The following is a 23,679-nucleotide window of genomic DNA, read 5'->3' as shown; positions in this document are numbered from 1 at the left end:
TAGAAGCAATAGGCGGAGCCGTCGCCTCACTTTTAGCCTTTTCTGAGTGGTTTTCTCAGAAAAGGCGTGCGACGTGCGAAGCCATTGCTCTTCTTAGTGTTCGCTTTCAGACATCTTTGAACGTCCCCAATATTAATAAAAGCCGCGCATGCGGCTTTTCTTAGAAGCAATAGGCGGAGCCGTCGCCTCACTTTTAGCCTTTTCTGAGTGGTTTTCTCAGAAAAGGCGTGCGACGTGCTAAGCCATTGCTCTTCTTAGTGTTCGCTTTCAGGCTTCCCCAATAACCCCCACTTTTTTAACTTTTACTGAAGGTTATTCTGTTGCTGCATTGCATCAAATACTTGTTGTTGAGCTTGTTGAACTTGTTGCTTCTCTTGCTGAACATTTTGCTTCTCTTGTTCAACTTGCCCTTGAAGCGTTTGTAGATACTGTTGTCCTTGCTCTACTTGTTGATGCAAATTTTGTAAATTGATCTTCTGTTGCTGTACTTCCTGCTGTGCTTGTTGAAGCTTTTGTTGAGCATCTTGAAACTGTTGGTTTTCCATTTGTAAATTTTGCTGTGCCTGTTGCAATGGATTAAGTTGTGGTGATGGTTGTTGTTGGGGTGACGTGTCCTGTTGAATTTGCAACTCTGTACTTACGAATTGTTCGCTTCCCGTTTCGAGATCCTGCTTAGCCTGTTCAAGAAATGCCTTTGTTTCAGTTAGATCTATGTTCTGTACGCTTCCTTGTCCAGCCGGCAATAACAATTGCTTTTTTTCTCCCATATTATAGACCTCCGCTCCTCATAATTAGGTACATAGATACCCAGTAAATATCGTGCTCATTATCGCTGTTTCTATGCTTAGTGAAAGCTTTGAGAAAAAGACAGAAAAGCCCTAATAGCAACAGCTATTAGGGCTTTTGTTATGAATAAATTTTAATCATTATCCAACAACAATATTAACTAATTTACCTGGTACGGCAATGATTTTTCGCACGCTTTTCTCACCAATGGCCGCTTGAACTTTTTCATCATCCTTTGCAATCTCTTCCATTTGCTCACGGGTTGCATCTGCTGGAATTAGAAGCTTTGCTTTTACTTTCCCGTTAATTTGAACGACAACTTCTACTTCGTTTTCAACAAGCAATGACTCGTCGAATGTCGGCCACTGTTCATAACTAATCGTGCCAGTATGTCCTAACTTCTCCCAAAGCTCTTCCGCTAAATGTGGTGCAATTGGAGACAGCATTTTCACAAATCCTGCCATTAGCTCACGAGGAAGTACTTCTTGTTTGTATCCCTCATTGATAAATACCATCATTTGCGAGATCGCCACGTTAAAGCGTAACTCCGTCATATCTTCTGTGATCTTCTTAACTGATTGATGATACACACGCGTAAAGCTTTCTGTTGCTTTTGCATCTTGAATCTTACTATTTAATTCACCTGTTGCTTCATCAACAAAGAGACGCCATACACGATCTAAGAAACGACGAGCTCCATCTAGCCCATTTGTTGACCATGCAATCGATCCATCAAGTGGTCCCATAAACATTTCATATAGGCGTAATGTATCAGCACCATGGCTTTCAACAACATCATCTGGATTCACGACGTTGCCTTTTGACTTACTCATTTTTTCATTGTTCTCCCCAAGAATCATCCCTTGGTTAAAAAGCTTTTGGAAAGGCTCTTTTGTTGTAACAACACCAATATCATATAGAACTTTATGCCAAAAACGAGCATATAACAAATGAAGAACGGCATGCTCAGCACCACCAATATAGATATCTACCGGCAGCCATCTCTTTAGCTTATCTGAATCTGCTAATGCATCTCGGTTGTCTGGATCAATGTATCGAAGGTAGTACCAGCAGCTACCAGCCCACTGCGGCATCGTATTTGTTTCACGACGACCTTTCTTTCCTGTTACAGGATCAACGACCTCAAGCCACTCCTTCGCATTTGCAAGCGGAGATTCTCCCGTTCCAGAAGGTCTAATTTCTTTCATTTTCGGTAACTCAAGTGGCAGTTCACTTTCAGGAACTGTCGTCATCGTTCCATCCTCCCAGTGGATAACTGGAATTGGCTCACCCCAATAACGCTGACGGCTAAATAACCAGTCACGAAGACGATACGTTACTTGCTTTTTGCCAAACTGATTTGCTTCTAGCCACTCAATCATATTGCGGATCGCTGTTTCTTTGTCTAAGCCGTTTAAGAAGTCAGAGTTTACGTGCTCTCCATCTCCTGTATATGCTTCTTCTTCAACGTTTCCACCAGCTACAACTTCACGAATCGTTAAATCAAATGTCTTTGCAAACTCATAGTCACGTTCGTCATGAGCTGGTACCGCCATGATTGCACCTGTTCCATAACTTACAAGCACATAATCAGCAATCCAAATCGGAATGCGCTCACCATTCACAGGATTAACAGCAAAAGCACCAGTGAATACCCCTGTTTTTTCCTTTGAAAGCTCTGTACGCTCTAAATCACTCTTAGCAGCTACTTTAGCTTTATATGTGTCAACTTGCTCTTGTTGCTCAGCTGTTGTAATAACATCAACAAGCTTATGCTCAGGAGCTAATACCATATACGTTGCACCAAATAACGTATCCGGACGTGTCGTAAAAACTTTTACATCTTCTCCTTCATGTCCATCCACTTTAAACGTAACTTCAGCCCCTTCAGATCGGCCTATCCAGTTGCGCTGCATATCTTTAATGCTTTCAGGCCAGTCAAGTTCTTCTAAGTCCTCAAGTAAGCGATCAGCGTAAGCAGTTATTTTTAACATCCACTGCTTCATAGGTCGGCGTTCAACTGGGTGGTCACCTCGCTCACTTTTCCCATCAATTACCTCTTCATTCGCAAGGACTGTTCCAAGTGCGGGGCACCAGTTAACTGCGACTTCATCAATATACGCTAACCCTTTTTCGTGTAACTTCGTAAAGATCCATTGTGTCCATTTGTAATAGTTTGGATCCGTTGTATTGATTTCACGATCCCAATCATAAGAGAATCCTAATGATTTAATTTGTCGGCGAAATGTATTAATATTTTGTTCCGTAAAGATTGCTGGATCATTGCCTGTGTCTAATGCGTATTGTTCTGCAGGAAGACCAAATGCATCCCAGCCCATTGGATGAAGAACATTATATCCTTGCATTCTTTTCATACGAGATAAAATATCAGTCGCTGTATATCCTTCAGGGTGCCCAACATGTAGACCTGCCCCAGAAGGATAAGGAAACATATCTAAAGCATAAAACTTAGGCTTATCTGTTTCCTCTGTTGTTTTAAACGTTTTATTTTCTTCCCAATATTGCTGCCACTTCTTCTCAATCTGATCATGTGAAAACGACATCTTTTACTCCTCCTAAATGTATGTTGTTCAAATGGCGATACTCTCGAGCTATCATGTATGTTAAGATCATTCATAAAGGAATTTACCGTACATATAGAAAAAACCCCCACCCCTAACATTTTGTTAGGGACGAGAGTTATTTTATATTTCCCGCGGTACCACCCACATTAATGAATATCAATCCTTCATTCGCTCTTCACAAATAACGGTCGTGACCCGTCGAAAGCTACTTCATTCACTTTCAAAACTCGAAGGCGAGTTCACCATACTTGTTCGACTGACTTGCACCACCCGTCAGCTCTCTGCAATCCCAACTATGATTACTACTCCTTTTCTACGTCAACATATGAACTTATTTGTATTGTATGAATTCATACGGCTCATGTCAAGCAACCGTTTTAGCTTAACTGGGAATTTGGGCTTCGTGCTGCCTGCTCTCCAATAGCCGTTTTAACGGCCAATCGTAAATGAATAAGATCAAGATGGTAAAGCCAAACAAAATCAAAAGTAAAATAATAAGTATCGACATCGAAAAGAAATCGACCATGATCCCTCCTAAAAGAGGTCCAACCATTCTGCCTCCTGTTGCGACACTATTAATAATCCCTTGATAAAACCCTTCTTTATTCTTTGGCGCTAATTTACTTGCAATCGTTGGAACGGCTGGCCATACAAACATCTCTCCAATTGTTAAAATGATCATAGCAACAAGAAACATGGAAAAGACACTTGCTTGTAAAAGAACAGTGTAAGACAAAATAAAAATCAAGACACCAACAATCACTTGCTGCTTTAATGTATGTACCCACTTTTTAATCAACCACGAAACAATAGGTTGCGCAAATACAATCATCAAACCATTAATCGTCCATAAAAAGCTGTATTGCTGAAGACTTATACCTAGTGACTGTGTATGAACCGACACATTTGCTTGCCACTGTGTATAGGCAACCCAACAAATAAAGAAAGCAACTGATAACAAGGCAAGCGATTGCATTCTATAGTTGCTACGTAAAGAAGTCTTTTGTTCAAATACATTGGACGTGCTCGCATGTTGTGCCTTTGCTCCAATACTTTGAAAACAAATGGCAACAAAAATCGCTAGCAAAGCATACATAAGTGCATTGGCAGAAAATACAGCTGTCAACTCTACTGTTGCCACAACACCTACTAGTGCTGTCCCTAGAGCAACTCCAACATTTTGGGCAATATACATCGCATTAAATGGTTTTCGACCTCCTTCTGGCCACAGGCTTCCTGCTAAAGCATACATGGCAGGGAAGATAACACCAGAACCAAAACCTAACCCAATAAGTAAGAACATATAAAAATAATAACTATGGTAAAATACTAATACCACAGCACTAATCGTTGTGACAATTAGTCCGAATATCATTGTTTGATAAGCACCAATCTTATCAAATAACCGACCACCTATTAAACTCCCCAAAACACCCGCACCAGCGTTCAACATAAGAACAAACCCTGCTGCGGTTAATGACCGACCTAACTCTTGATGAATAATAATTGCATTTAACAGCCATAAAAAAGAGGCACCAGTTACAATAATAGCCATAGCCACTATTAATAACCAAAGTGATTTCGGCATAATATTAGCCCCTCCTTCCTCTTTATCCCTTAGCCATCTTAGGTGATCTCCTTGGGAATTGCAATCTTTTTTATCTACCATTTGCTGTTAGAACAATTTTAAAGCTACAATAGTAGATACACGAACCTGATAAGTTCTTTCTTGCAAAAAGAAGAAAGGTGATATAATGACATTTCAAAATTACGGAGATAAGCGATATTATTCATGGAATTACTATTTAAGAAACCAATTTGGTGAAAAAGTGTTTAAAATCCCTCTTGATGCTGGTTTTGACTGTCCGAATCGAGACGGTAATGTCGCACATGGAGGATGCACGTTTTGTAGCGAACGTGGTTCAGGGGATTTTGCAGGTGATCGTAAAGATGACTTAGTGACTCAATTTAACACGATTAAACATAAAATGCATAAAAAATGGAAAAGTGGAAAATATATTGGCTACTTTCAGGCATATACAAACACCTATGCTCCAGTTGAAACATTACGTGAATACTTTGAAGAAATTCTAAAGCAAGAAGGAGTTGTAGGTCTTTCCATTGCAACGAGACCTGACTGCTTACCAGATGATGTTGTTGATTATCTAGCAGAATTAAACGAGCGAACGTTTTTATGGGTTGAACTCGGCTTACAAACAGTTCATGAGAAAACGGCATTATTAATAAATCGAGCCCATGATTATGAATGCTATGTCAAAGGAGTAGAGAAATTACGAAAGCACGGAATCAATGTTTGTGCACATATCATTAATGGGCTCCCGCTTGAGGACCGCAACATGATGATGGAGACAGCTCAAGAAGTAGCAAAGCTTGACGTACAAGGAATCAAAATTCATCTTCTTCATTTGTTAAAAAAAACCCCAATGGTGAAGCAGTATGAAAAAGGCTTGCTTCAATTTATAAGTCAAGACGATTATATTAACCTTGTTGTTGATCAACTAGAAATTCTTCCTCCTTCTATGGTCATTCATCGCTTAACAGGAGATGGTCCTGGAGACATTATGATTGGACCTATGTGGAGTATGAATAAATGGAGTGTTCTTAATGGAATTGAAGCAGAGCTTGCGCGGCGCAATAGTTGGCAAGGTAAATTTTGTCATGCGGAAAGGGTGTCATTAGAATGAACGTACTTGGAGTGTTACCTTTTGCACGATTTTTGTTAGAAAATGTTTTATCTCCGGGGGATATCGCTGTTGATTGTACAGTTGGCAATGGGCATGATACCGTCTTTCTAGCTAATCTTGTTGGGGAAAATGGGCATGTGTACGGCTTTGATATCCAAGCTGAGGCGATCGCTTCAACTACAGAAAAATTAACAGAGCATCAATTACTTGAGAGAGTTACATTGCATCAGCAAGGACATGAAGAGGTACGTTCTGTCATACCTGAATACAAACAAATGAAACTAAAAGGGGCTATCTTTAACCTCGGTTATCTCCCAGGTGGTGATAAGTCAATTATTACCCAACCAACATCGACCATTGCTGCACTTAGTGCGTTGCTCGATATGATGCCAAAAGGAGGTACGATCGTTCTAGTGATCTATCATGGCCACGAAGGCGGAAAAACAGAAAAGGACTCACTCCTTTCTTTTCTTGAGCAATACGATCAACGCCTAGCTCATGTACTTAAATATGAATTTATTAATCAATCAAACAATCCACCATTTGTTGTTGCCGTGGAAAAGAGGTAATAGTTGACAATTTGTAGCAATAGTTTGAAAATATAAATAAACAGAATTTTGAGGAGAGCCGTTTATGACACTACTAGATTCAGTGTTAGCTCATAACAAACAGTTTGTTATGGAAAGGCAATACGAGAGGTTCCAAACAACAAAATTTCCTGATAAGAAGGTCGTAATCTTAACCTGCATGGATACACGCCTATTGGAACTTCTGCCTTTTGCTATGAATGTAAAAAATGGGGATGCAAAACTTATAAGAAATGCTGGGGCCGTTATCTCTCATCCGTTTGGGAGTATTATGAGAAGCATTTTAGTCGCTATCTACGAATTAGGTGCAAATGAAGTCATGGTTGTAGGACATCACGGCTGCGGGATGACTGGATTGCAACCATCTAGCATTCTTCAGAAGTCTCAAGAAAGAGGAGTCAGCTTGGAAACAATAGATATGTTAGAGTTTTCAGGTGTAGATGTGAAAGGCTTTTTAACCGGCTTTGAAAAGGTTGAAGAAAATGTTGAAAACAGTGTGCAAATGATTAAACGTCACCCTCTGCTTCCGAAAGATGTTTCTGTCCACGGACTTGTCATTTGCCCCGAAACAGGTCAGCTAGATTTAATAATTAATGGGTACGAAGATACGAAGATGAGTATGATTCAAAATCAAAAGGTCTGATCCTACCATTAAGGAATCAGACCTTTTCCATGTATTAGCGGTCTCTACGATAAATCCAGCTATTTAATAAAAATAACATCGCTGGGAGTCCACCCATTTGAACCATCTTTTTTGATTTCTTTTTTAACTCTTTGTCTTTTTGGACTTTTTCGTCAGCTATATAAATAGCGATAACCCCTCGAATAATCATTCGATGGAATTTTGGATCAGGCAATTTCGACATAAACTGTTCTGCCTTTTCTACAAAAAAACGAAAACGTTCAATCATCTCTTCTTCATCTTTATAATAAAATAAGAAGTTTAATTCATCGTCGGCAATGTCTTCTTCTTGATCAATAAAATAATCAAGAAGTAAGTGAACACCTTGCATCCATGGATAATACCCCTCTTTTATTACTTCTGCTATTTCTGTTGTTAAGTCAGCTTTTGTTGCATAAGTAGCCAGTGTATAAATTCCTAATGTCGAGCCAGCACAGGCTGAAAATTCAAACCAGGTCATATTAGGAACTTTATGGCTGTGCTCTGCAAACCATTTTTCTAAACGTGGAATCCGTTCTTCTTTAACGACATGTTTATGTACTTGTAAATCGCCGTAATAACCACTTAACTCCAACATGGCGGCTTGCACTTTATCAAAAGAAGGAAACGTAGAAAGAATATTTTGGCATGTTTTTACAATGTCATGTAAATAGCCCCCATCCTCTTGTTCCTTACGATACTGATAATAATTTTTTAAGCTTGCTCCTGGTGTTAATGCATCGAGCAAAGCTTGATGCAGCAAGCGGAAATCGTTCGGGTCAAAGGATGGACTTTGATCACATAGATTATCTAAATAATCACAAGCAATTTGATAGGCAATGATAAATTGAAGCAAATCATCAAAACGATCCTTCGCTACGAGGCCATATACCCCGCCACCTTCACAATGGAATTTTTTCTTTTTAAGGGCGTCAAGTGCTTGGGCACGAAGCTCAGGATCTGGTATTAATGAAGCCTTCTCTATCCATGGGTCAAAGTATTTATGGACCGTTGGAATGACTTCTTTATAAATGTTCATAAGTAACGGGATAGGTCTTGTTGGTGCGCTCAACCGAAATTCCTCCTAGTCATTTTCCATACTTAGAACCTTAGCATATTCTAAGTATACATACAATTAAGTTGTACGGACTTTTAAGGAGTTAGCAAGTTAACAAAGCCAATAGCATAACGAAAAACATCTTCGCGTTCTGGCTCATTAAACACTTCATGATAGAAGCCTTCCCATTCCTTATAATGTTTCTCTTGTAATGAAAGGTGATTAAACCATTCTCTAACTTCATATTTATTCACAATGTAATCTTCTCCTGATTGGAGAACAAGTAGAGGAAGATTCGGAAATTTTTCTGGGTAACGATGTGCTAAGCGCATTGCCTTTGCCAATTCCTGATACCACCGAGCGGAAACCTTTGTAACCCGAAGTTCATCTTTTAAATAGGCTTCTCTCACCTCTTCGTTACGTGTCGTAAACTCAGTACGGATCCCTGAATTTTGACTAAACGAAGGGGCAACTCGGTGAAGAATTTTTGTCGCAAATTCCTTTGTTTTTGGAGGAGGTTCACTTAAACCTAAACATGGCGATGACAATATAACTGCGCTTATCATGGCTGTACTTCGCTCCATTAACGTGCGAATCACAACAAGTCCTCCCATACTATGCCCAAGTAAAAAAACCGGTAATCCTTTCGTTCTTGCTTCATTTAACCATTCTTCCACTGAATCAATATATTGATTAAACGATTGAATATGGCCTCTTTTTCCTCTTGTTTTTCCTTGGCCTGGGAGATCGCCCATCACCACATCAAACCCATGATCATTCCACTTTTTCGCTAGCCACAAATACCGTCCATGATGCTCTCCTGCACCATGAACCATGACGACCACTCCTCTTGGGTCAGCCACTTCCCATTTCCACATAACGTATTCCCCCTAACGATATAATTTGAAAAAAGACCATGGCGTTATGAAAAGTTATGTAATTGACAATTCTATCCTTTTTCAGTAACCCTGGCATTACGTTTTACGTTAAAATAAGTATAGCGATTTTTTTACTAAACGAAAAGGATGTGGACGAATGATTTATCGTTATCAAGACAAATTTCCGACAATTTCAGACAGTGCCTTTATTGCAGATGGAGTGACAATTACTGGAGATGTTACAATTGGAGAAGAGTCAAGTATTTGGTTTCAAACGGTTATCAGAGGTGATGTATCTCCTACAAGAATAGGGAACAGAGTCAATATTCAGGATCAATCAATGCTGCATCAAAGTCCAAAATATCCATTAATCATTGAAGATGATGTTACTGTAGGTCATCAAGTCATGCTACATAGTTGCACAATACGTAAAAATGCGTTAATTGGCATGGGCTCCATTGTATTAGATGGTGCTGAGATTGGTGAAGGTGCCTTTATCGGTGCTGGAAGCCTCGTCCCTCCTGGAAAGAAAATCCCAGCTAATTGTCTGGCATTTGGCAGACCCGCGAAAGTCATTCGTAATCTAACTGAAGAAGATACGGTTGATATGACTCGTATCCGTCGTGAATATGTAGAAAAAGGGCAGCATTATAAACAAGTTATTCAAAAAGATAAAAACAAATAACAGGATTTTCTTTTTTAATGAATAATATTGATTATTATTATCAATAATAAAGAAAGAAAAGAGCGATGGCCATCGCTCTTTTCAAGCCAAAATTAATGTTGTGGTTCAAACGTTTTACAATCTGTTTCTTCTTGCTTCTCTGCTTCTTTTCCTGTATGACTTACTACATAAATTCTGTCAGCCTCACACTGGTTTCCATGAGCCCAGTATACACAGTTGTTTACTTCACATAAAACATCTTGTGCCATTTCACTCACCCCCTCCTTAGTTTCATTTTGACCAATAAAGCTGGGAACCATACGGATAGGCTTAATAATTATTGGATTTGTATTGGGAGCAAAAGGGGGTCCTTTTCGAAATAAAGGATGCTTCCCTTGTTTTCAACAACGTTTCGGTCTTCTTCTCTCTTATGAAGGACTTTTCCCTCCTATCTCACATGCACTTCGGTCCTCACACTTCACCTCCTATCCTTATAAATCAGCAATAAAAAATGCACACGATTCTTCTAGAAAAATCGTGTGCATTAGTACGTCTCTATTTAATTTTTTTATAGTCCAGCTTGCTCCTTTAAAGCAGCCGCTTTATTCGTTTGTTCCCATGGTAATTCGACATCTGTACGCCCAAAGTGTCCGTATGCTGCTGTTTGCTTGTAAATTGGACGACGTAAGTCAAGCATTTTAATAATACCTGCAGGACGTAGGTCAAAGTTTTCACGCACAAGCGCTACTAGTGACTCTTCAGATACTTTTCCAGTACCAAATGTATCAATAGAGATCGAGACAGGTTGTGCAACACCAATGGCATAAGCTAACTGGACTTCACATTTATCAGCAAGGCCAGCAGCAACAATATTTTTCGCTACGTAACGAGCTGCATATGCTCCTGAGCGATCAACTTTTGTCGCATCTTTACCAGAGAATGCCCCACCACCATGACGTGCATATCCACCGTATGTATCAACGATGATCTTACGCCCAGTTAAACCAGCATCTCCTTGAGGTCCCCCAATAACGAAACGGCCTGTTGGGTTAATGAAGTATTTCGTTTTCTCATCAATTAATTCTTGTGGGACAACTGGGTTAATGACATATTCTTTTAAATTACGTTGAATTTGCTCTAGAGTTACTTCTGGATGATGTTGAGTTGAAATAACGATCGTATCAATACGAACAGGTTTTCCATCCTCATCATACTCTACAGTTACTTGTGTTTTCCCATCCGGACGAAGATAAGGAAGAATCTCCTCTTTCCGTACCTCAGTTAAGCGTCTAGCAATTTTATGACTTAGTGAAATTGGAAGAGGCATTAACTCTTTTGTCTCGTTGTTAGCATAACCAAACATAAGTCCTTGGTCACCAGCACCAATTGCTTCAATTTCTTCATCCGTCATTTGACCTTCACGAGCTTCTAGTGCCTTGTCAACACCTTGAGCAATATCTGCTGACTGCTCATCAATTGATGTAAGGACTGCACACGTTTCATAGTCAAAACCATATTTTGCACGAGTATAACCAATTCCTTTAATTGTTTCACGAACGATCTTTGGAATGTCAACATACGTACTTGTCGTAATCTCTCCCGCAACTAATACTAAGCCCGTTGTAACAGATGTTTCGCATGCTACACGAGCATTCGGGTCATTGGTTAAAATCGCATCAAGAATTGCGTCTGAAATTTGATCACATATTTTATCAGGATGCCCTTCTGTTACTGATTCCGACGTAAACAAACGTCTGCTTTTCAATTCTGTCATTATCAAATTCCTCCTTTAAACACTGCTACTACGCCATTAGCTTGTGTTTTTCTTTGAGACGGCACTCATGCCCCACCGAATGGGAAATACCTACCTGTCAGACCGTATAAACGATAAAAACCCTTCTCCTATAGAGGAAAAGGGTTGAATGTTTACCTTTAGCCTCTTATCGTCCAAGGCATAGCCTTGCAGGTTAGCACCTTTTCACTCATGGCTTTAAAGTGTTGGTTGCTGGGCTTCTTCGGGCCTGTCCCTCCGCCTACTCAGGATAAGAGTATCCGTTCGACGCATATCATATCGCACATGTTGTTTAGTGTCAACATATCCGACTCCTATCAAAGATATAATCAATTTTTCATTCAGATTTATTCTTATTGTGCACGATTCATTTAAAACTATGCTAATAACGACATAAGATTTACTAGCAGTCAAAGAGGCACTGATAGATGAAACCAACATCTTTTCAGTGCCTTTAAGCAAACCTCACCTTTTTATTTTTAGTATGGTGTATCATCTCGCCTCTCTTGATGGCTTGCGTTTTGTCTTTCCCTTTGTTGTTGCTTTTGCTCCCTTTCCTTCTCCAATTCTTGTTCTTTTCGAAGTTCTTCTCGAAGTTGCATTTTCATTAATTCATTTGCATTATCCCGAGGTTTCACTTGGCTATAAACCCCACTAGCTGTTAAACCGATAATCAGTGCCATCAGTACTTGTTCTCCCCACTCCCTAGGGATAAACCAAAGTATACCAGCTATTCCGATCGCTAATAGAGCACGATATTGCTTTTCAATACCAAAGGCATTTCCTATTACCGTTACAAGCGCCGCTACTACGGCTGAAACAGTAGCCAGATCCAACATGGAAACTTGCTGCAAATAGAACGCCTCCTTCATTTCTCTTTATCAACATTCTATGCATGAAGCAAAAATTTAGGAACAATTGAAGCATTTTGTTCAAATGCTGACCATAGAAGCAAAAAAAACTCCTACGAAAACACATTTTCTATTAAATATATCACAAATGAAAAAACGAATTAATAGTATAGACTATTAGACTTAATATGTTATACTAATTAACAAGATTTAGTATTTTATGCTAATAATCAAAAAATTAAAGAAAGGGTTTTGCGACAATGAATACAATCAGCCTTCAGTCCGAATTAATTAACTTAGTGAACTCAGACATGGTTCACCTTAATCTTCCTATCTCCTCATTAATTGAAAAGTCGTTAATGCGCGGTGAAGGGAAGCTCACATCTACAGGTGCACTTAGTGTTGAAACTGGCGCTTACACTGGTCGTTCCCCTAAAGACAAATTCATTGTCAACGAACCAGGTGTAAAACACAGCATTGAATGGGGAACGGTTAATCAGCCAATTGACAAAGATACGTTTACCTCCCTATATTTTAAAGTAATTGAACATTTAAAGAGTAAAGATGAAATTTTTGTTTCTGATGGCTATGCAGGTGCTGACAATCGGTATCAAATTCCATTAAAAGTAATTAACGAATTTGCATGGCACCAAGTTTTTGCACGTCAATTATTTATTCGCCCTACCAAAGATCAACAGGAACCTTTACAAAAAGAGTTCACAATAATATCAGCTCCATCTTTTAAAGCCGACCCTATAACTGACGGAACAAACTCAGAAGCATTTGTCATCATTTCTTTTGAAGAGCGTGTTGTGTTAATTGGCGGAACGGAATATGCAGGTGAAATGAAAAAATCCATCTTCTCCGTTATGAATTTCATACTTCCTGAGCAAGATGTACTTTCGATGCATTGCTCTGCAAATACAGGCAGAGAGGGAGACGTCGCCTTGTTCTTCGGTCTTTCCGGAACAGGCAAGACAACGTTATCAGCTGATCCTCTTCGTTCATTAATAGGAGATGATGAGCATGGCTGGTCAAGTAATGGCGTATTTAATATCGAGGGGGGTTGTTACGCTAAATGTGTAAACCTTTCCAAAGAAAAAGAGCCACAAATCTGGAACGCTATTCGATTTGGAACAATTCTTGAAAATGTAGCTGTTGATGTTGAAACAGGCAATGCAGACTACGATGATACATCGTTAACCGAAAATACTCGCGCAGCTTATCCGATTGATGCAATCCCTAATGCTTTAGTTCCAAGTGTTGCAGGACATCCAAAAACAATTATTTTCCTAACAGCAGATGCTTTTGGTGTTTTGCCTCCAATTAGTAAGTTAACAAAGGAACAGGCAATGTACCATTTCTTATCTGGATACACAAGTAAACTTGCTGGAACAGAACGTGGTGTAACTTCTCCAGAAGCTACTTTTTCCACTTGCTTTGGGGCACCTTTTCTTCCATTGCCAGCGGTTCGTTACGCTGAAATGCTAGGAGAAAAGATTGACCTGCATGATGTTAATGTCTACCTTGTTAATACTGGCTGGTCCGGTGGCGAATACGGAATCGGAAAACGGATGAATCTAAAATATACTCGCGCAATGGTTCAGGCTGCCTTATCTGGTGAATTACGTTCTGCAGAGACAATTACAGATTCTATTTTTGGACTACACATTCCTATTCATTGTCCTGGAGTACCTGACTTGGTTCTCAAACCTCGTGATACATGGGCAGATAAAGAAGCATACGATCAAAAGGCAAAAGAATTAGCCGCTAATTTCAAGAAAAACTTTGAAAAGTTCAATTCTATTAGCAGCAGAATTAAGAAAGCTGGTCCTAAATAAGATAAAAAACAGGGTCTCAAATTCGTCTTGAGAACCTGTTTTCCATCTTTTCTATATAATCTCCCTATTCATTTGGGCTTGTTGTTGAAAGTAGATAATCAATTAACGCCTCTTGCTCTTCTTCAGTAAAACCGGACGTTCTATCTACCCAATACTCATGACCAATCCCTTCCACATGTACATCCTTTAATTGTGGTACAGACTGATTTGCTTTTATTACTTCTTGGCGTAACTCCTTGTCGACCATTGCTTTTAAACTGTTGTATGGATCTGGCAGTTTTCCTTTCATAAGTGTACCGGGCACACCGATTTCACTTTCTTCATCCACCCCAACAGCAACCCCGCCATCGTGTAAATAAGGTGCTGAGTAAGCTAACCCAATTAAGCTTTTTACTTTATAACCACCGTTAGTCCCTATGTTAAATGCTAATCTGCTTTGCTCAGGATCGATATGATCTGTAGGTACTTTAAGCACGGTAGGATATTTAGGAAGAGGTGTAGGAGTATTCGGTGCATACATATACGACTCGCCTAATTCTTTCCCAACGTTTTTCAAAGATCTAGCTCTTGTCGGCTCTGTTTTTATTTCGTCTACGGGAATTATTTTATGATTTGTAAACGTTCTCCCAGCATGACAACTAATACAACCAGCTCTTGTGAACACCTCTCTTCCAGATGCTTTTGTCTCTTCGCTTTACCTTTCGCATATACGTAGGTGGTGCTAGCGCATTCTGATAAGCAGAAAGAGCATTATTTTCTTTCCCTACTTCTGTACCAATTGTGCTAACAATGGTTGCATTAGGCGTAATCATTGAAAGTTTAGGAAATGTCGGAGGTATTACTCCTTCATTTCCCCCTGAATATTCGTAGTATCGTCAACAGACCGAAAAAAGTCTGACGGCTTTTCGTTAGATGAAACATCATAGCGATACTTTTTACTAGCTGCATTTTGTAAAATTGTCGCCATATAAACTTCCTTATCAATATCAAATAAAGTATCACTATGTTCTGAGAAGGACAACGAATCTGAATTAAACGAATGTACTTCGTTATTAAACGTACTTAGACCTTTAAAAGGTCCGAACAATGAAAAGCCATTCCACCCATATGGATGTGCACCAAATGTAAACGCATCTGGTGTCTGGGTTGGATTTGCAACAAGGTCTGGTGTCGTATCAAAAATTCCCTTTCGCCACTTAATAAATGTCTCATCGACCGCATTCTCCAATGCTATTGGGTCTGGTAGCGCTTCTTCCTCGCCTTTTGAGTTTTCGATTGTTCGGTTTGTATCACGTATATAATCCCTTATCGATTCAATATCTGCTGTTGGGAAAAAAGCAGTTGAATTGGTCGCTAACGCAGTAATAAGACCACTGTCAAAATCTAAATTAGGTACTCCTTCCATCACTTTTCCTGTTTCTAAATCTTCTGTGGCATGACAAGCTGCGCAGCTTAGCCCAGCTCTCACTCTCCCATCAGAGTATGAAATTGGAATTCCCAAAGGTGTTAGAGCTCCTTTTGCAACATCTAACCCTGTGTCAATTTTATCTACCCAAGGATATCTGTTAAAAATATTTCATTGCTGAACGTTTCTGTATAAAACAATTCTTTTCCTAATTTGATCAACTCATCATCAACTTTAACTGCACCATGTTCAGGTGATAATCTTTTTTGTCGCTGATCTTTCGAAAGGGACATAGCTTCTTCTGGACTAATAAATGTTCCCATTACATCATAAGTAACTTTTTCACCAAATTCAGTCTTATAGTCATTTAGGATCTGATCTTCATTTGGAACATATCCATATTCGAATTCAACAAAAGATAGAATAACTGCAAAAATTGCTACAAATGAACTGATCAAAAAAAGTACTCTCCATCTCTTCACTTCATTCGTGCTCCTTTTTCCATATTCGTATTTACCTTTTGCGTTTTAGTCAGATTCATACTCTAAATGCAAAGACTCTTAATAGATTTGCGTACAATAGGAGCTAGCATAACGGTGAAAGAACTTATACTTTTAAGCTGAAAAACGCTTTACATTACGCTTCACCACATCATAATAGCTTCTTATAAGACGTGAAAAGATTTCATCCCATGATTGCGTCAAGGCGAATTGCCGTGCATTGTTTGCAAAACGGTACCGCTTATCGTTATCATCTAATAACAGTGCAGTGTACTCTGAAAAACCTTTCACATTTCTAGCCTCACATAAAAAACCATTCTCACCATGGTTAATTAAATGCTGCACTCCTCCTGCATTGGCTCCAACAACTGGTAAGCCAGAAGCCATCGCTTCTAACACAACATTTCCAAAAGTCTCGGTAGATGAAGGAAATAAAAAAAGATCACTAGAAGCATAAACCTTCGCGAGCTCTTCTCCTTCTAAAAAACCTGTGAATGTTATTTGCTCATTGTTATGTTCTGATAATAATTTAAGTTGTGGCCCATCTCCAACAATTAAAAAATGGGTATCTTGTCTTAGATGTAGAGGAAGAGTTTCATACGTATTTAAGGCAATATCGATTTCCTTTTCAGGTGCAATTCGACCTACATACAAGAGAATCTTTCTTTGTTTAATTTGATATTTTCGTCTGATTTCATCGGTTTTCTTGATCGGGGTATAATAGGAATGATCAATTCCTCTTCCCCATATTTCCAACTCATCATGAAATGAGATATTAGTAAGCTTTTCTTTTGTGCTTTGTGAGGGAACATAGATTTTTTCGACAGAACGGTGAAACCAAAACATATATTTCCAAAACCATTTTTGAAGAAATGGCACATGATAATATTTTAAGTAATCATCAAAATGAGTGTGATACGAAGCAACCACAGGAATATGATGTTTTTTTCCATAATGGAGACCATATAACCCTAAATTTAGTGGGGTAGCGATATGAATAAGGGATGGTTTAAAATCCTCTAAGGATTGTTTCATTTGAACGGGATTAGGAAGAGCTATTCTACACTCTGGGTATAAAAGGAACGGAAGACTGGCAAACCGTTGAATGTGAGGAACTTCAGGAACCGTTGTTTTGCTTTCAGGTGCAAACACCTTATATTCAATCTTGCTCCTTTCTAAGTAGCTTGCTAACCTTTGTAATGTTTTAGCAACACCATTAATTTCAGGTGTATACGTATCAGTGAAAATCGCAATGCGTATATCCATGCTCTCTCCCCCTGCAGTAAAAGTTTCTCGTTACTTCCACTTTACTCCATAAGGAAGAATTATTTTACAAAGATACTGTAAAGTTATCATGAATTTCCAAGCAAAAAACTCAACATTTTTCAAACAATCACTTAAAAAAAAGCTATTATAATAAAATATGTTAACTAGATCTTTTCAAATGGAGTTGTTCATATGAATCGAATAGTCGACTGGCTATCCACAAACGATGATAAAGTATTTCTAGTCGTGAATAAACAGTGGCGGTGCAAACCTCTCGACCTTATTTTACCGAGAATCACTCATCTTGGCGGTGCAACTTTTACATTATCTATGTTATTTACAATGATTTTCATTTTTTCCAACGATGTACGTTATTGGGCCATTGATGGATTAATTTCATTAACAATAAGCTTCGTTGCTGTTCAAATAATTAAAAAATCCTTTGGCCGAAAGCGTCCATATTTAAAATTACCAGATGTAAACACCGTGGCGAATCCACTTAAAGATTTTTCATTCCCATCAGGTCATACAACGGCTGCCTTTTCTATTGCAGTTGTTTTCGCTCTTCACTCTCCTATCCTTACCTTTACTGTCGTGCCATTAGCAATGATTGTAGCTATTTCACGAATGTATATAGGACTGCATTATCCAACAGACTGTCTTATTGGTGCATTCCTTGGAACAATTAGCTCTATACTTGCTGTTTATTTTATCTATGTTTAGGAAAGACGGTAGGTCCGTCTTTCTACCCTTAAGACGTATAGGACAGGATATGACAGTAAAGCTCCTCAGTTCTTTCCTCAGTAACTAAATGCCCTGTTTTTTCATAAGTGATTAAATCTGCATTTGGTAAGTCTTTGACTAACCGTTTCCCAACAGACAATGGAACGACTTGATCTTCTTCTCCCCATATTAATAAAGTAGGAATGTCGATTTCACTTAGTTGCCTACTCGTCAAATCTCCCTCACGATACCGTAAAAGTCTCATTAACGAAATGTAAAAACCTTTTTCACTTAAAGGCCGTGCAAATTCTTGCATCATTTCTTCATTTATGAGTGTTCGGTTATAAAAGACATTCTCTAAACTTTTCTTTACATCTTTTCTTCGAATGTAATATTCTACAAAAAATCGAAAAATGGGAATATATGAACAATAAATTAACGGTTTTTTAGCACGTTTTAAATAACCAGAACTACATATTAGAATTAACTTTGATATTTTGGAAGGGACTTTCTTTGCCGTGTATAAAGCAATTTGCCCCCCCATTGAATGACCAACAATCGTAACACGTTCAAGATTGAAGTACTTTATGCATTCGGCAATTACGATCGCATAGTTTTCAAAAGAATAGATAAACGTTTTCGATTTTTCACTTCGCCCAAACCCAGGTAAGTCTAAGGCAACAATTGAAAAATTCTCTTTTAAAAGCGGGATAAGACGATGAAAAGTATAGGTTGATGAAGCAAAGCCATGAATGAGAAGAATTGGCGGCTTTTCATTTACTAAATACTCACAATAAACTTTGACGCCTGCAATGAAAATCGTTTCCCTTTTCACTTTGTCCATTGTCACCCTACAACAACTCCAATAGTGTTTTAAAGGTATTATTTGCAAAAATCACTTTAATCATTCTTATATTTCAGTTAATTGCTTAAGCTTTTTTTCATCCACATTGCTGCCTCAGATAGGATCTGCCGTTGGCTCGATGCTGGAAAATGATGAGGAAAAGTAGGATAATACCATGTCTCTATGTCCACATCCGAAGAATGACAAGCATATTCAAGACGATACGCATGTTCAATTGACACATGCTCGTCTTTTTCACCATGAATCACTAACACGTTCCCACTAATGTTTTTTATTTCTCCAAGTGGTGTCCGCCACTCATATCTTTCTGGAAATTTACTCGGTGTACCACCAATGACCCGTTTCATCATTCTTCGTAAATCGATTCTTTCCTCATACGTGAGTACCATATCAGAAACACCATTCCAACATACAATTGATGTCGTCTCTGGTCGTTTGATCGCAGTTAACAACGCCATCACTCCACCTCTAGAAAAACCAAGTATATGCAGGGAGCTAGAGTCAACCTGGAACATGTTTTTCATTAAATCGAAAGCCGCAAAGGCATCCTCTCGGTCTTCTCCACAAAAGTCCTCTTGCCCTTCCCCTCCTTTATTTCCACGATAAAATGGTGCAACTACTACCATTCCTTCTGCCGCCCACTGAATGACTCGTTGTATTCGAACCATCCCCACTGTTTTTATCCCTCCGCGTAAGTATAATAACCCCGGGAATATCTCACCCCATGTTGGTATTGCTAAATAGCCCTTTACTTTCAACCCGGAACTAAGATAAGTAATTTCAAATAGTTTAATTTTAGGGTGCGGAGACGGGATACGTATCTTATCAATTAGGTTCATGTATTAATTCCTTTCTACTTCAGCAATTAACTCAAGAAAAAATGTCGAAGTGACAAATTGTTATTATTGTAAAGAAATGTGACTAAAAAAATAAAATTGGGCAAACACACATTTTCCATTACTCACATAGACTATCACAATTAGTATTTCATTTTAAGGAGATGACTGTCATGAAAGTCATAAAAAAAGCTGCTCTATTGCTCTTATCTCTTGTACTTTTCATTTCAATTTCTGCTTGTTCTTTCGGGGGAAGCAAAGATACAATCCGTGTTTCAGAGGTGACTAGATCCATCTTCTATGCCCCACTGTATGTAGCAATATCCCAAGGTTTTTTTGAAGATGAGGGAATAAACCTTGAACTAACGACAACTTGGGGCGGAGACAACACGATGACTTCTTTGTTATCCGGTGGAGCCGATATCGCTCTAGTAGGGGCTGAAACTTCTATTTACGTCTACGCTCAAGGTGCAACTGACCCAGCGATAAACTTCGCTCAACTAACACAGACTGATGGAACGTTCCTTGTATCGCGTGACAAACTAGATTCTTTTGAATGGGATGACCTAAAAGGACGCACTTTCCTTGGTCAAAGAACCGGTGGCATGCCGCAAATGGTTGGGGAGCATGTGTTAAGGAAGCACGGCATTGATCCTCGTAATGACCTGAACCTTATTCAAAACATTGACTTTGGTAACATTCCAAGTGCGTTCGCCTCTGGAACTGGTGATTTCGTTCAATTGTTTGAGCCGCAAGCAACCTTATTTGAAAATGAAGGAATCGGTCACATCGTGGCATCATTTGGAACTGAATCAGGAAGTGTTCCCTATACTGTTTTTATGGCGAAACAAAGCTACATGGGATCTGAAGTTGATAAGCTCGAAGCATTCACTCGCGCACTTTACAAAGCACAACAGTGGGTAGATGAACAACCAGTAGAAGTGGTTGCCGAAGCGATTGTAGACTTTTTTGAAGATACAGATGTAGAGCTTGTTGCTCAAGTTGTAGATCGTTACCGCTCACAAGGATCTTACGCTACTTCCCCACTCGTCCAGCCACAAGCTTGGGACAATTTACAGCTAATTATGGATGAAGCGGGTGAGCTTCCACAACAAGTTGATTATACCGAATTAGTGGATACAACAATCTCAGAACGTGTAACAAATTAGGGGGGTGGTCTAGGTGGCGACTTTGCAATTGCAAGACGTTTCCTTAGGTTATTTAACAAAGCGCGAGGCAACGTTAGCACTGGAATCAATAACCTTTTCAGTAGAGGATGGAGAGTTTCTTTCTATCCTCGGCCCAAGCGGATGCGGGAAAACGACTTTGCTTTCCATAATTGCAGGACTTCTCACCCCAACAACTGGTCAAGTCACTTTAGGAAATCAACCTATTAATGCTACTAGCAATATTGGTTATATGCTTCAGCAAGACTATCTCTTTCCTTGGCGTACGATTGAAGACAATATTACATTAGGGTTAAAAATAAAAGGTGTCTATTCTGATTTTACCAAGATGACCGCATTGAATTGGTTAACTCAGCTCGGTCTTGCCGATAAAAAGGATTTGTTTCCTAATCAACTGTCTGGTGGAATGAGGCAGCGAGTAGCTCTCGTTCGGATGCTCGCAACCGATCCAGCTATGATGCTCTTAGATGAGCCTTTTTCAGCACTTGATTATCAAACGAAACTAAAGTTAGAGGATTTAGTATTTCAAACATTAAAAAGAGAGAAAAAAACGGCCATTTTAGTGACACATGATATTGCCGAAGCTATTGCTATGTCAGACCGAGTTATCTTGCTATCTCCAAGACCCGGTCGCATTCATCGTATCTTCAACATTCCAAATGACATAGCCGAAGCCTTGCCATTTCAAGCAAGACAGCATAAGGATTTTAACGACCAATTTCAATCGATATGGAAGGAGATGGAGAGCCTTGCATCAACATCTTGATTCCTTACACAAAAAATACCTTGCCTCCCTGAAAAGGGAAAATAGGCAGGTACTTGTAGTCCAACTTGGAATCCTCATCTCATTTTTTGTTTTTTGGGAAGTTGCAGCCAGACAACGTTGGATTGACCCTTTGCTGTTTAGTATGCCATCACGAATTTGGAACTTACTTGTAACTAGAGTCAGTGATGGCTCGCTGTTTACTCATGCTTCTGTAACGATGTTTGAAACATTATTTGGTTTTATGCTTGGCACAGGGATTGGTACATTACTCGCCGCCATCTTATGGTGGTCTAGATTCATATCAAAAGTGCTCGACCCTTATTTAGTCGTTTTAAACTCTATGCCAAAAGTCGCATTAGGCCCGATTTTAATAGTAGGGCTAGGCCCTGGTTTCACGTCGATCATCGCAATGGGAGCACTCGTCTCCGTCGTCATTACAACGATGGTCGTCTTTACAGCCTTTCGTGAAGTCGATTCAAATTATCTAAAGGTAATGAATACATTTGGTGCATCCAAAAAACAAACGTTTCGATACGTTATTTTTCCAGCTTCTCTTCCCACCATTATCTCAACATTAAAAGTAAACGTAGGCCTATCCTGGGTCGGTGTCATCGTTGGAGAATTTTTAGTATCTAAACAAGGGCTCGGTTATTTAATTATTTACGGCTTCCAAGTATTCAACTTTACACTCGTCCTCATGAGCCTCCTCACCATCGCCATCCTCGCAACCATTATGTACAAAATCGTCGAAGCCCTCGAACAAAAATTACTGAAACAATATTAGAGCAGCAGCAAAAAGGCGCTTTTCCTTTTTGCTGCTGCTCTAAGCAATGTGCGGAGCCGCCGTTATCTTTTAAGCCTTTTGAGTGATCTTCTCAAAAGGCGCACGGCGCGCGGAGACATTGCCATCATCTTTGCTCTCTTTTGACAAAAAGGCGCTTTTCCTTTTTGCTGCTGCTCTAAGCAATGCGCGGAGCCGCCGTTATCTTTTAAGCCTTCTGAGCGCCCTTCTCAAAAGGTGCACGGCGCGCGGAGACATTGCCATCATCTTCGCTCTCTTTTGACAAAAAGGCGCTTTTCCTTTTTGCTGCTGCTCTAAATTAATTGTAGTTTGTTTATTTGCTCCATTGTATACATTAGAACTTGATCTTTCATAATAAAGCTAAACTCTGATTGTGAAGAAAGCTCTGCAGGTAATTCTTCTATTAATACTGGACCATTCGTTTCGTAGTAGTGAGTTTGCTTTGCGACGTTTGAAATTGTAGCAAAAAATATCGTTTTATACATAATGCTATGCCTACATTTAACCTCATACTGTCCAATAAAATGCAAAGCTTCTATCTCTGCTCCCGTCTCTTCTCGAACTTCTCTTTTTGCTGCGTCAACAAGCGTTTCCCCTTTTTCTACTTTGCCCCCTGGAAACTCAAGGCCCCTCGTTTGATGCCTCGTTAATAACCAACTACCATTGTAACGACAGACTACCCATATATGCTTAGCATTCTTCACAAAACCTGGCTCCTCAAACGTAAGTCTGACTTGACAATCATTTTGATCCTGAAATTGATACATACACTCGCCTCATTTTGTCATTCTTACCTTAAGTATACAGATGTAAAAAGCGAAGGGAAACTATGAAAAAAACAAAAACGAATTTTTGTCGAAAAATGAAACGCACTAATTACGAACCTTTTAAGGCAGCAGAAAAAGGAAATTGCACTTTTTCT

The 23,679-nt window shown here is 39.2% G+C and carries 24 protein-coding genes, 1 riboswitch and 1 other annotated feature; of the genes, 9 read left to right on the top strand and 15 right to left on the bottom strand.

The window, feature by feature from the left end; genetic code table 11:
- Window positions 1-302 precede the first annotated feature (302 nt).
- From SAY88_RS19815 to SAY88_RS19805, 3 genes are all read right to left on the bottom strand, one after another.
- Window positions 303-767 carry a hypothetical protein gene (locus tag SAY88_RS19815; RefSeq protein WP_332633879.1) on the bottom strand — a complete coding sequence of 155 codons (465 nt, stop codon included), beginning with the start codon at window positions 765-767 and terminating at the stop codon, window positions 303-305.
- Between the two features lie 159 nt (window positions 768-926).
- Window positions 927-3,350, bottom strand: coding sequence for a leucine--tRNA ligase (gene leuS, locus SAY88_RS19810; RefSeq protein ID WP_332633878.1), 2,424 nt, complete (start codon window positions 3,348-3,350; stop codon window positions 927-929).
- Window positions 3,351-3,472: 122 nt separating this feature from the next.
- Window positions 3,473-3,696, bottom strand: a binding site (T-box leader).
- Between the two features lie 57 nt (window positions 3,697-3,753).
- Window positions 3,754-4,959, bottom strand: a complete 1,206-nt coding sequence (locus SAY88_RS19805) for an MDR family MFS transporter (RefSeq protein WP_332633877.1) — start codon at window positions 4,957-4,959, stop codon at window positions 3,754-3,756.
- 166 nt (window positions 4,960-5,125) lie between these two features.
- On the opposite strand from SAY88_RS19805, the gene mnmL reads away from it, so the two are divergent.
- The 3 genes from mnmL to SAY88_RS19790 all read left to right on the top strand — a co-directional run bounded on the left by mnmL (window position 5,126) and on the right by SAY88_RS19790 (window position 7,306).
- Window positions 5,126-6,076, top strand: a complete 951-nt coding sequence (gene mnmL / locus SAY88_RS19800; RefSeq protein WP_332633876.1) for a tRNA modification radical SAM protein MnmL/YtqA — start codon at window positions 5,126-5,128, stop codon at window positions 6,074-6,076.
- On the top strand, window positions 6,073-6,645 hold the full coding sequence (mnmM, locus tag SAY88_RS19795) for a tRNA 5-(aminomethyl)-2-thiouridylate-methyltransferase MnmM (protein WP_332633875.1): 573 nt from the start codon (window positions 6,073-6,075) through the stop codon (window positions 6,643-6,645). The genes mnmL and mnmM overlap by 4 nt, the downstream gene beginning before the upstream one ends.
- 64 nt (window positions 6,646-6,709) lie before the next feature.
- Window positions 6,710-7,306, top strand: a complete 597-nt coding sequence (locus tag SAY88_RS19790) for a beta-class carbonic anhydrase (protein ID WP_332633874.1) — start codon at window positions 6,710-6,712, stop codon at window positions 7,304-7,306.
- A 34-nt stretch (window positions 7,307-7,340) separates the two neighbouring features.
- Here SAY88_RS19790 and SAY88_RS19785 read toward each other — a convergent pair whose 3' ends face one another.
- Both SAY88_RS19785 and SAY88_RS19780 read right to left on the bottom strand, forming a co-directional pair.
- On the bottom strand, window positions 7,341-8,396 hold the full coding sequence (locus SAY88_RS19785) for a tetraprenyl-beta-curcumene synthase family protein (RefSeq protein ID WP_332633873.1): 1,056 nt from the start codon (window positions 8,394-8,396) through the stop codon (window positions 7,341-7,343).
- Between the two features lie 80 nt (window positions 8,397-8,476).
- Window positions 8,477-9,259, bottom strand: coding sequence for an alpha/beta hydrolase (locus SAY88_RS19780; protein WP_332633872.1), 783 nt, complete (start codon window positions 9,257-9,259; stop codon window positions 8,477-8,479).
- A gap of 157 nt (window positions 9,260-9,416) precedes the next feature.
- On the opposite strand from SAY88_RS19780, the gene SAY88_RS19775 reads away from it, so the two are divergent.
- Entirely contained in the window at window positions 9,417-9,944 is a 528-nt protein-coding gene (locus tag SAY88_RS19775) for a gamma carbonic anhydrase (protein ID WP_332633871.1), read from the top strand.
- A gap of 92 nt (window positions 9,945-10,036) precedes the next feature.
- Here the strand turns inward: SAY88_RS19775 and SAY88_RS19770 are convergent, their stop codons facing one another.
- The 3 genes from SAY88_RS19770 to SAY88_RS19760 form a co-directional block, all read right to left on the bottom strand.
- The gene (locus SAY88_RS19770; RefSeq protein ID WP_250096769.1) at window positions 10,037-10,192 is read right to left on the bottom strand and encodes a DUF1540 domain-containing protein; all 156 of its coding nucleotides are present in this window, start codon (window positions 10,190-10,192) and stop codon (window positions 10,037-10,039) included.
- Between the two features lie 299 nt (window positions 10,193-10,491).
- Complete coding sequence (metK, locus tag SAY88_RS19765; RefSeq protein WP_332633870.1) at window positions 10,492-11,697, bottom strand: methionine adenosyltransferase; 1,206 nt, start codon at window positions 11,695-11,697, stop codon at window positions 10,492-10,494.
- 163 nt (window positions 11,698-11,860) lie between these two features.
- A riboswitch (SAM riboswitch) is annotated at window positions 11,861-11,972 on the bottom strand.
- Window positions 11,973-12,194: 222 nt separating this feature from the next.
- A complete protein-coding gene (locus tag SAY88_RS19760; protein ID WP_332633869.1) occupies window positions 12,195-12,569 on the bottom strand; it encodes a hypothetical protein in 375 nt (124 codons plus the stop codon).
- Between the two features lie 257 nt (window positions 12,570-12,826).
- Between SAY88_RS19760 and pckA the strand changes: the two genes are divergently transcribed.
- Window positions 12,827-14,407 carry a phosphoenolpyruvate carboxykinase (ATP) gene (gene pckA, locus SAY88_RS19755; RefSeq protein WP_332633868.1) on the top strand — a complete coding sequence of 527 codons (1,581 nt, stop codon included), beginning with the start codon at window positions 12,827-12,829 and terminating at the stop codon, window positions 14,405-14,407.
- Between the two features lie 64 nt (window positions 14,408-14,471).
- Here the strand turns inward: pckA and SAY88_RS19750 are convergent, their stop codons facing one another.
- The 4 genes from SAY88_RS19750 to SAY88_RS19735 form a co-directional block, all read right to left on the bottom strand.
- Complete coding sequence (locus tag SAY88_RS19750) at window positions 14,472-14,963, bottom strand: hypothetical protein (protein ID WP_332633867.1); 492 nt, start codon at window positions 14,961-14,963, stop codon at window positions 14,472-14,474.
- A 282-nt stretch (window positions 14,964-15,245) separates the two neighbouring features.
- Window positions 15,246-15,908 carry a hypothetical protein gene (locus SAY88_RS19745; protein ID WP_332633866.1) on the bottom strand — a complete coding sequence of 221 codons (663 nt, stop codon included), beginning with the start codon at window positions 15,906-15,908 and terminating at the stop codon, window positions 15,246-15,248.
- Window positions 15,909-15,955: 47 nt separating this feature from the next.
- Complete coding sequence (locus tag SAY88_RS19740; RefSeq protein ID WP_332633865.1) at window positions 15,956-16,294, bottom strand: hypothetical protein; 339 nt, start codon at window positions 16,292-16,294, stop codon at window positions 15,956-15,958.
- 132 nt (window positions 16,295-16,426) lie between these two features.
- The gene (locus SAY88_RS19735) at window positions 16,427-17,578 is read right to left on the bottom strand and encodes a glycosyltransferase family 4 protein (RefSeq protein ID WP_332633864.1); all 1,152 of its coding nucleotides are present in this window, start codon (window positions 17,576-17,578) and stop codon (window positions 16,427-16,429) included.
- A gap of 192 nt (window positions 17,579-17,770) precedes the next feature.
- Here SAY88_RS19735 and SAY88_RS19730 point away from each other — a divergent pair, with 192 nt between their 5' ends.
- Window positions 17,771-18,301 (top strand): phosphatase PAP2 family protein, encoded by a 531-nt coding sequence (locus SAY88_RS19730; protein ID WP_332633863.1) that lies wholly within the window; start codon window positions 17,771-17,773, stop codon window positions 18,299-18,301.
- Window positions 18,302-18,329: 28 nt separating this feature from the next.
- Here SAY88_RS19730 and SAY88_RS19725 read toward each other — a convergent pair whose 3' ends face one another.
- Both SAY88_RS19725 and SAY88_RS19720 read right to left on the bottom strand, forming a co-directional pair.
- Window positions 18,330-19,145, bottom strand: coding sequence for an alpha/beta fold hydrolase (locus SAY88_RS19725; protein ID WP_332633881.1), 816 nt, complete (start codon window positions 19,143-19,145; stop codon window positions 18,330-18,332).
- Between the two features lie 77 nt (window positions 19,146-19,222).
- Complete coding sequence (locus SAY88_RS19720) at window positions 19,223-20,005, bottom strand: alpha/beta hydrolase family protein (RefSeq protein WP_332633862.1); 783 nt, start codon at window positions 20,003-20,005, stop codon at window positions 19,223-19,225.
- 170 nt (window positions 20,006-20,175) lie between these two features.
- Here SAY88_RS19720 and SAY88_RS19715 point away from each other — a divergent pair, with 170 nt between their 5' ends.
- From SAY88_RS19715 to SAY88_RS19705, 3 genes are read left to right on the top strand one after another with little or no spacing between them, the layout of a single operon-like run.
- Window positions 20,176-21,171, top strand: coding sequence for an ABC transporter substrate-binding protein (locus SAY88_RS19715; RefSeq protein WP_332633861.1), 996 nt, complete (start codon window positions 20,176-20,178; stop codon window positions 21,169-21,171).
- A 13-nt stretch (window positions 21,172-21,184) separates the two neighbouring features.
- Window positions 21,185-21,955 carry an ABC transporter ATP-binding protein gene (locus SAY88_RS19710; RefSeq protein ID WP_332633860.1) on the top strand — a complete coding sequence of 257 codons (771 nt, stop codon included), beginning with the start codon at window positions 21,185-21,187 and terminating at the stop codon, window positions 21,953-21,955.
- A complete protein-coding gene (locus SAY88_RS19705) occupies window positions 21,939-22,739 on the top strand; it encodes an ABC transporter permease (RefSeq protein WP_332633859.1) in 801 nt (266 codons plus the stop codon). The genes SAY88_RS19710 and SAY88_RS19705 overlap by 17 nt, the downstream gene beginning before the upstream one ends.
- A gap of 311 nt (window positions 22,740-23,050) precedes the next feature.
- Here SAY88_RS19705 and ytkD read toward each other — a convergent pair whose 3' ends face one another.
- Window positions 23,051-23,524: an RNA deprotection pyrophosphohydrolase gene (gene ytkD, locus SAY88_RS19700; protein ID WP_332633858.1), complete on the bottom strand. Its 474-nt coding sequence runs from the start codon at window positions 23,522-23,524 to the stop codon at window positions 23,051-23,053.
- Window positions 23,525-23,679: the final 155 nt, after the last annotated feature.

Origin of the sequence: Halalkalibacter flavus (genome assembly GCF_036663575.1) — a bacterium.
Lineage (GTDB): Bacteria > Bacillota > Bacilli > Bacillales > Bacillaceae_D > Halalkalibacter > Halalkalibacter flavus.
This window is presented reverse-complemented; position numbering and strand designations above follow the sequence as displayed.

Excerpts from the sequence above, each read along its gene's own strand:
- SAY88_RS19815 (WP_332633879.1), bottom strand. The coding sequence starts at position 767 with ATGGGAGAAAAAAAGCAATTGTTATTGCCGGCTGGACAAGGAAGCGTA.
- leuS (WP_332633878.1), bottom strand. The coding sequence starts at position 3,350 with ATGTCGTTTTCACATGATCAGATTGAGAAGAAGTGGCAGCAATATTGG.
- SAY88_RS19805 (WP_332633877.1), bottom strand. The coding sequence starts at position 4,959 with ATGCCGAAATCACTTTGGTTATTAATAGTGGCTATGGCTATTATTGTA.
- mnmL (WP_332633876.1), top strand. The coding sequence starts at position 5,126 with ATGACATTTCAAAATTACGGAGATAAGCGATATTATTCATGGAATTAC.
- mnmM (WP_332633875.1), top strand. The coding sequence starts at position 6,073 with ATGAACGTACTTGGAGTGTTACCTTTTGCACGATTTTTGTTAGAAAAT.
- SAY88_RS19790 (WP_332633874.1), top strand. The coding sequence starts at position 6,710 with ATGACACTACTAGATTCAGTGTTAGCTCATAACAAACAGTTTGTTATG.
- SAY88_RS19780 (WP_332633872.1), bottom strand. The coding sequence starts at position 9,259 with ATGTGGAAATGGGAAGTGGCTGACCCAAGAGGAGTGGTCGTCATGGTT.
- SAY88_RS19775 (WP_332633871.1), top strand. The coding sequence starts at position 9,417 with ATGATTTATCGTTATCAAGACAAATTTCCGACAATTTCAGACAGTGCC.
- SAY88_RS19770 (WP_250096769.1), bottom strand. The coding sequence starts at position 10,192 with ATGGCACAAGATGTTTTATGTGAAGTAAACAACTGTGTATACTGGGCT.
- metK (WP_332633870.1), bottom strand. The coding sequence starts at position 11,697 with ATGACAGAATTGAAAAGCAGACGTTTGTTTACGTCGGAATCAGTAACA.
- pckA (WP_332633868.1), top strand. The coding sequence starts at position 12,827 with ATGAATACAATCAGCCTTCAGTCCGAATTAATTAACTTAGTGAACTCA.
- SAY88_RS19735 (WP_332633864.1), bottom strand. The coding sequence starts at position 17,578 with ATGGATATACGCATTGCGATTTTCACTGATACGTATACACCTGAAATT.
- SAY88_RS19730 (WP_332633863.1), top strand. The coding sequence starts at position 17,771 with ATGAATCGAATAGTCGACTGGCTATCCACAAACGATGATAAAGTATTT.
- SAY88_RS19725 (WP_332633881.1), bottom strand. The coding sequence starts at position 19,145 with ATGGACAAAGTGAAAAGGGAAACGATTTTCATTGCAGGCGTCAAAGTT.
- SAY88_RS19720 (WP_332633862.1), bottom strand. The coding sequence starts at position 20,005 with ATGAACCTAATTGATAAGATACGTATCCCGTCTCCGCACCCTAAAATT.
- SAY88_RS19715 (WP_332633861.1), top strand. The coding sequence starts at position 20,176 with ATGAAAGTCATAAAAAAAGCTGCTCTATTGCTCTTATCTCTTGTACTT.
- ytkD (WP_332633858.1), bottom strand. The coding sequence starts at position 23,524 with ATGTATCAATTTCAGGATCAAAATGATTGTCAAGTCAGACTTACGTTT.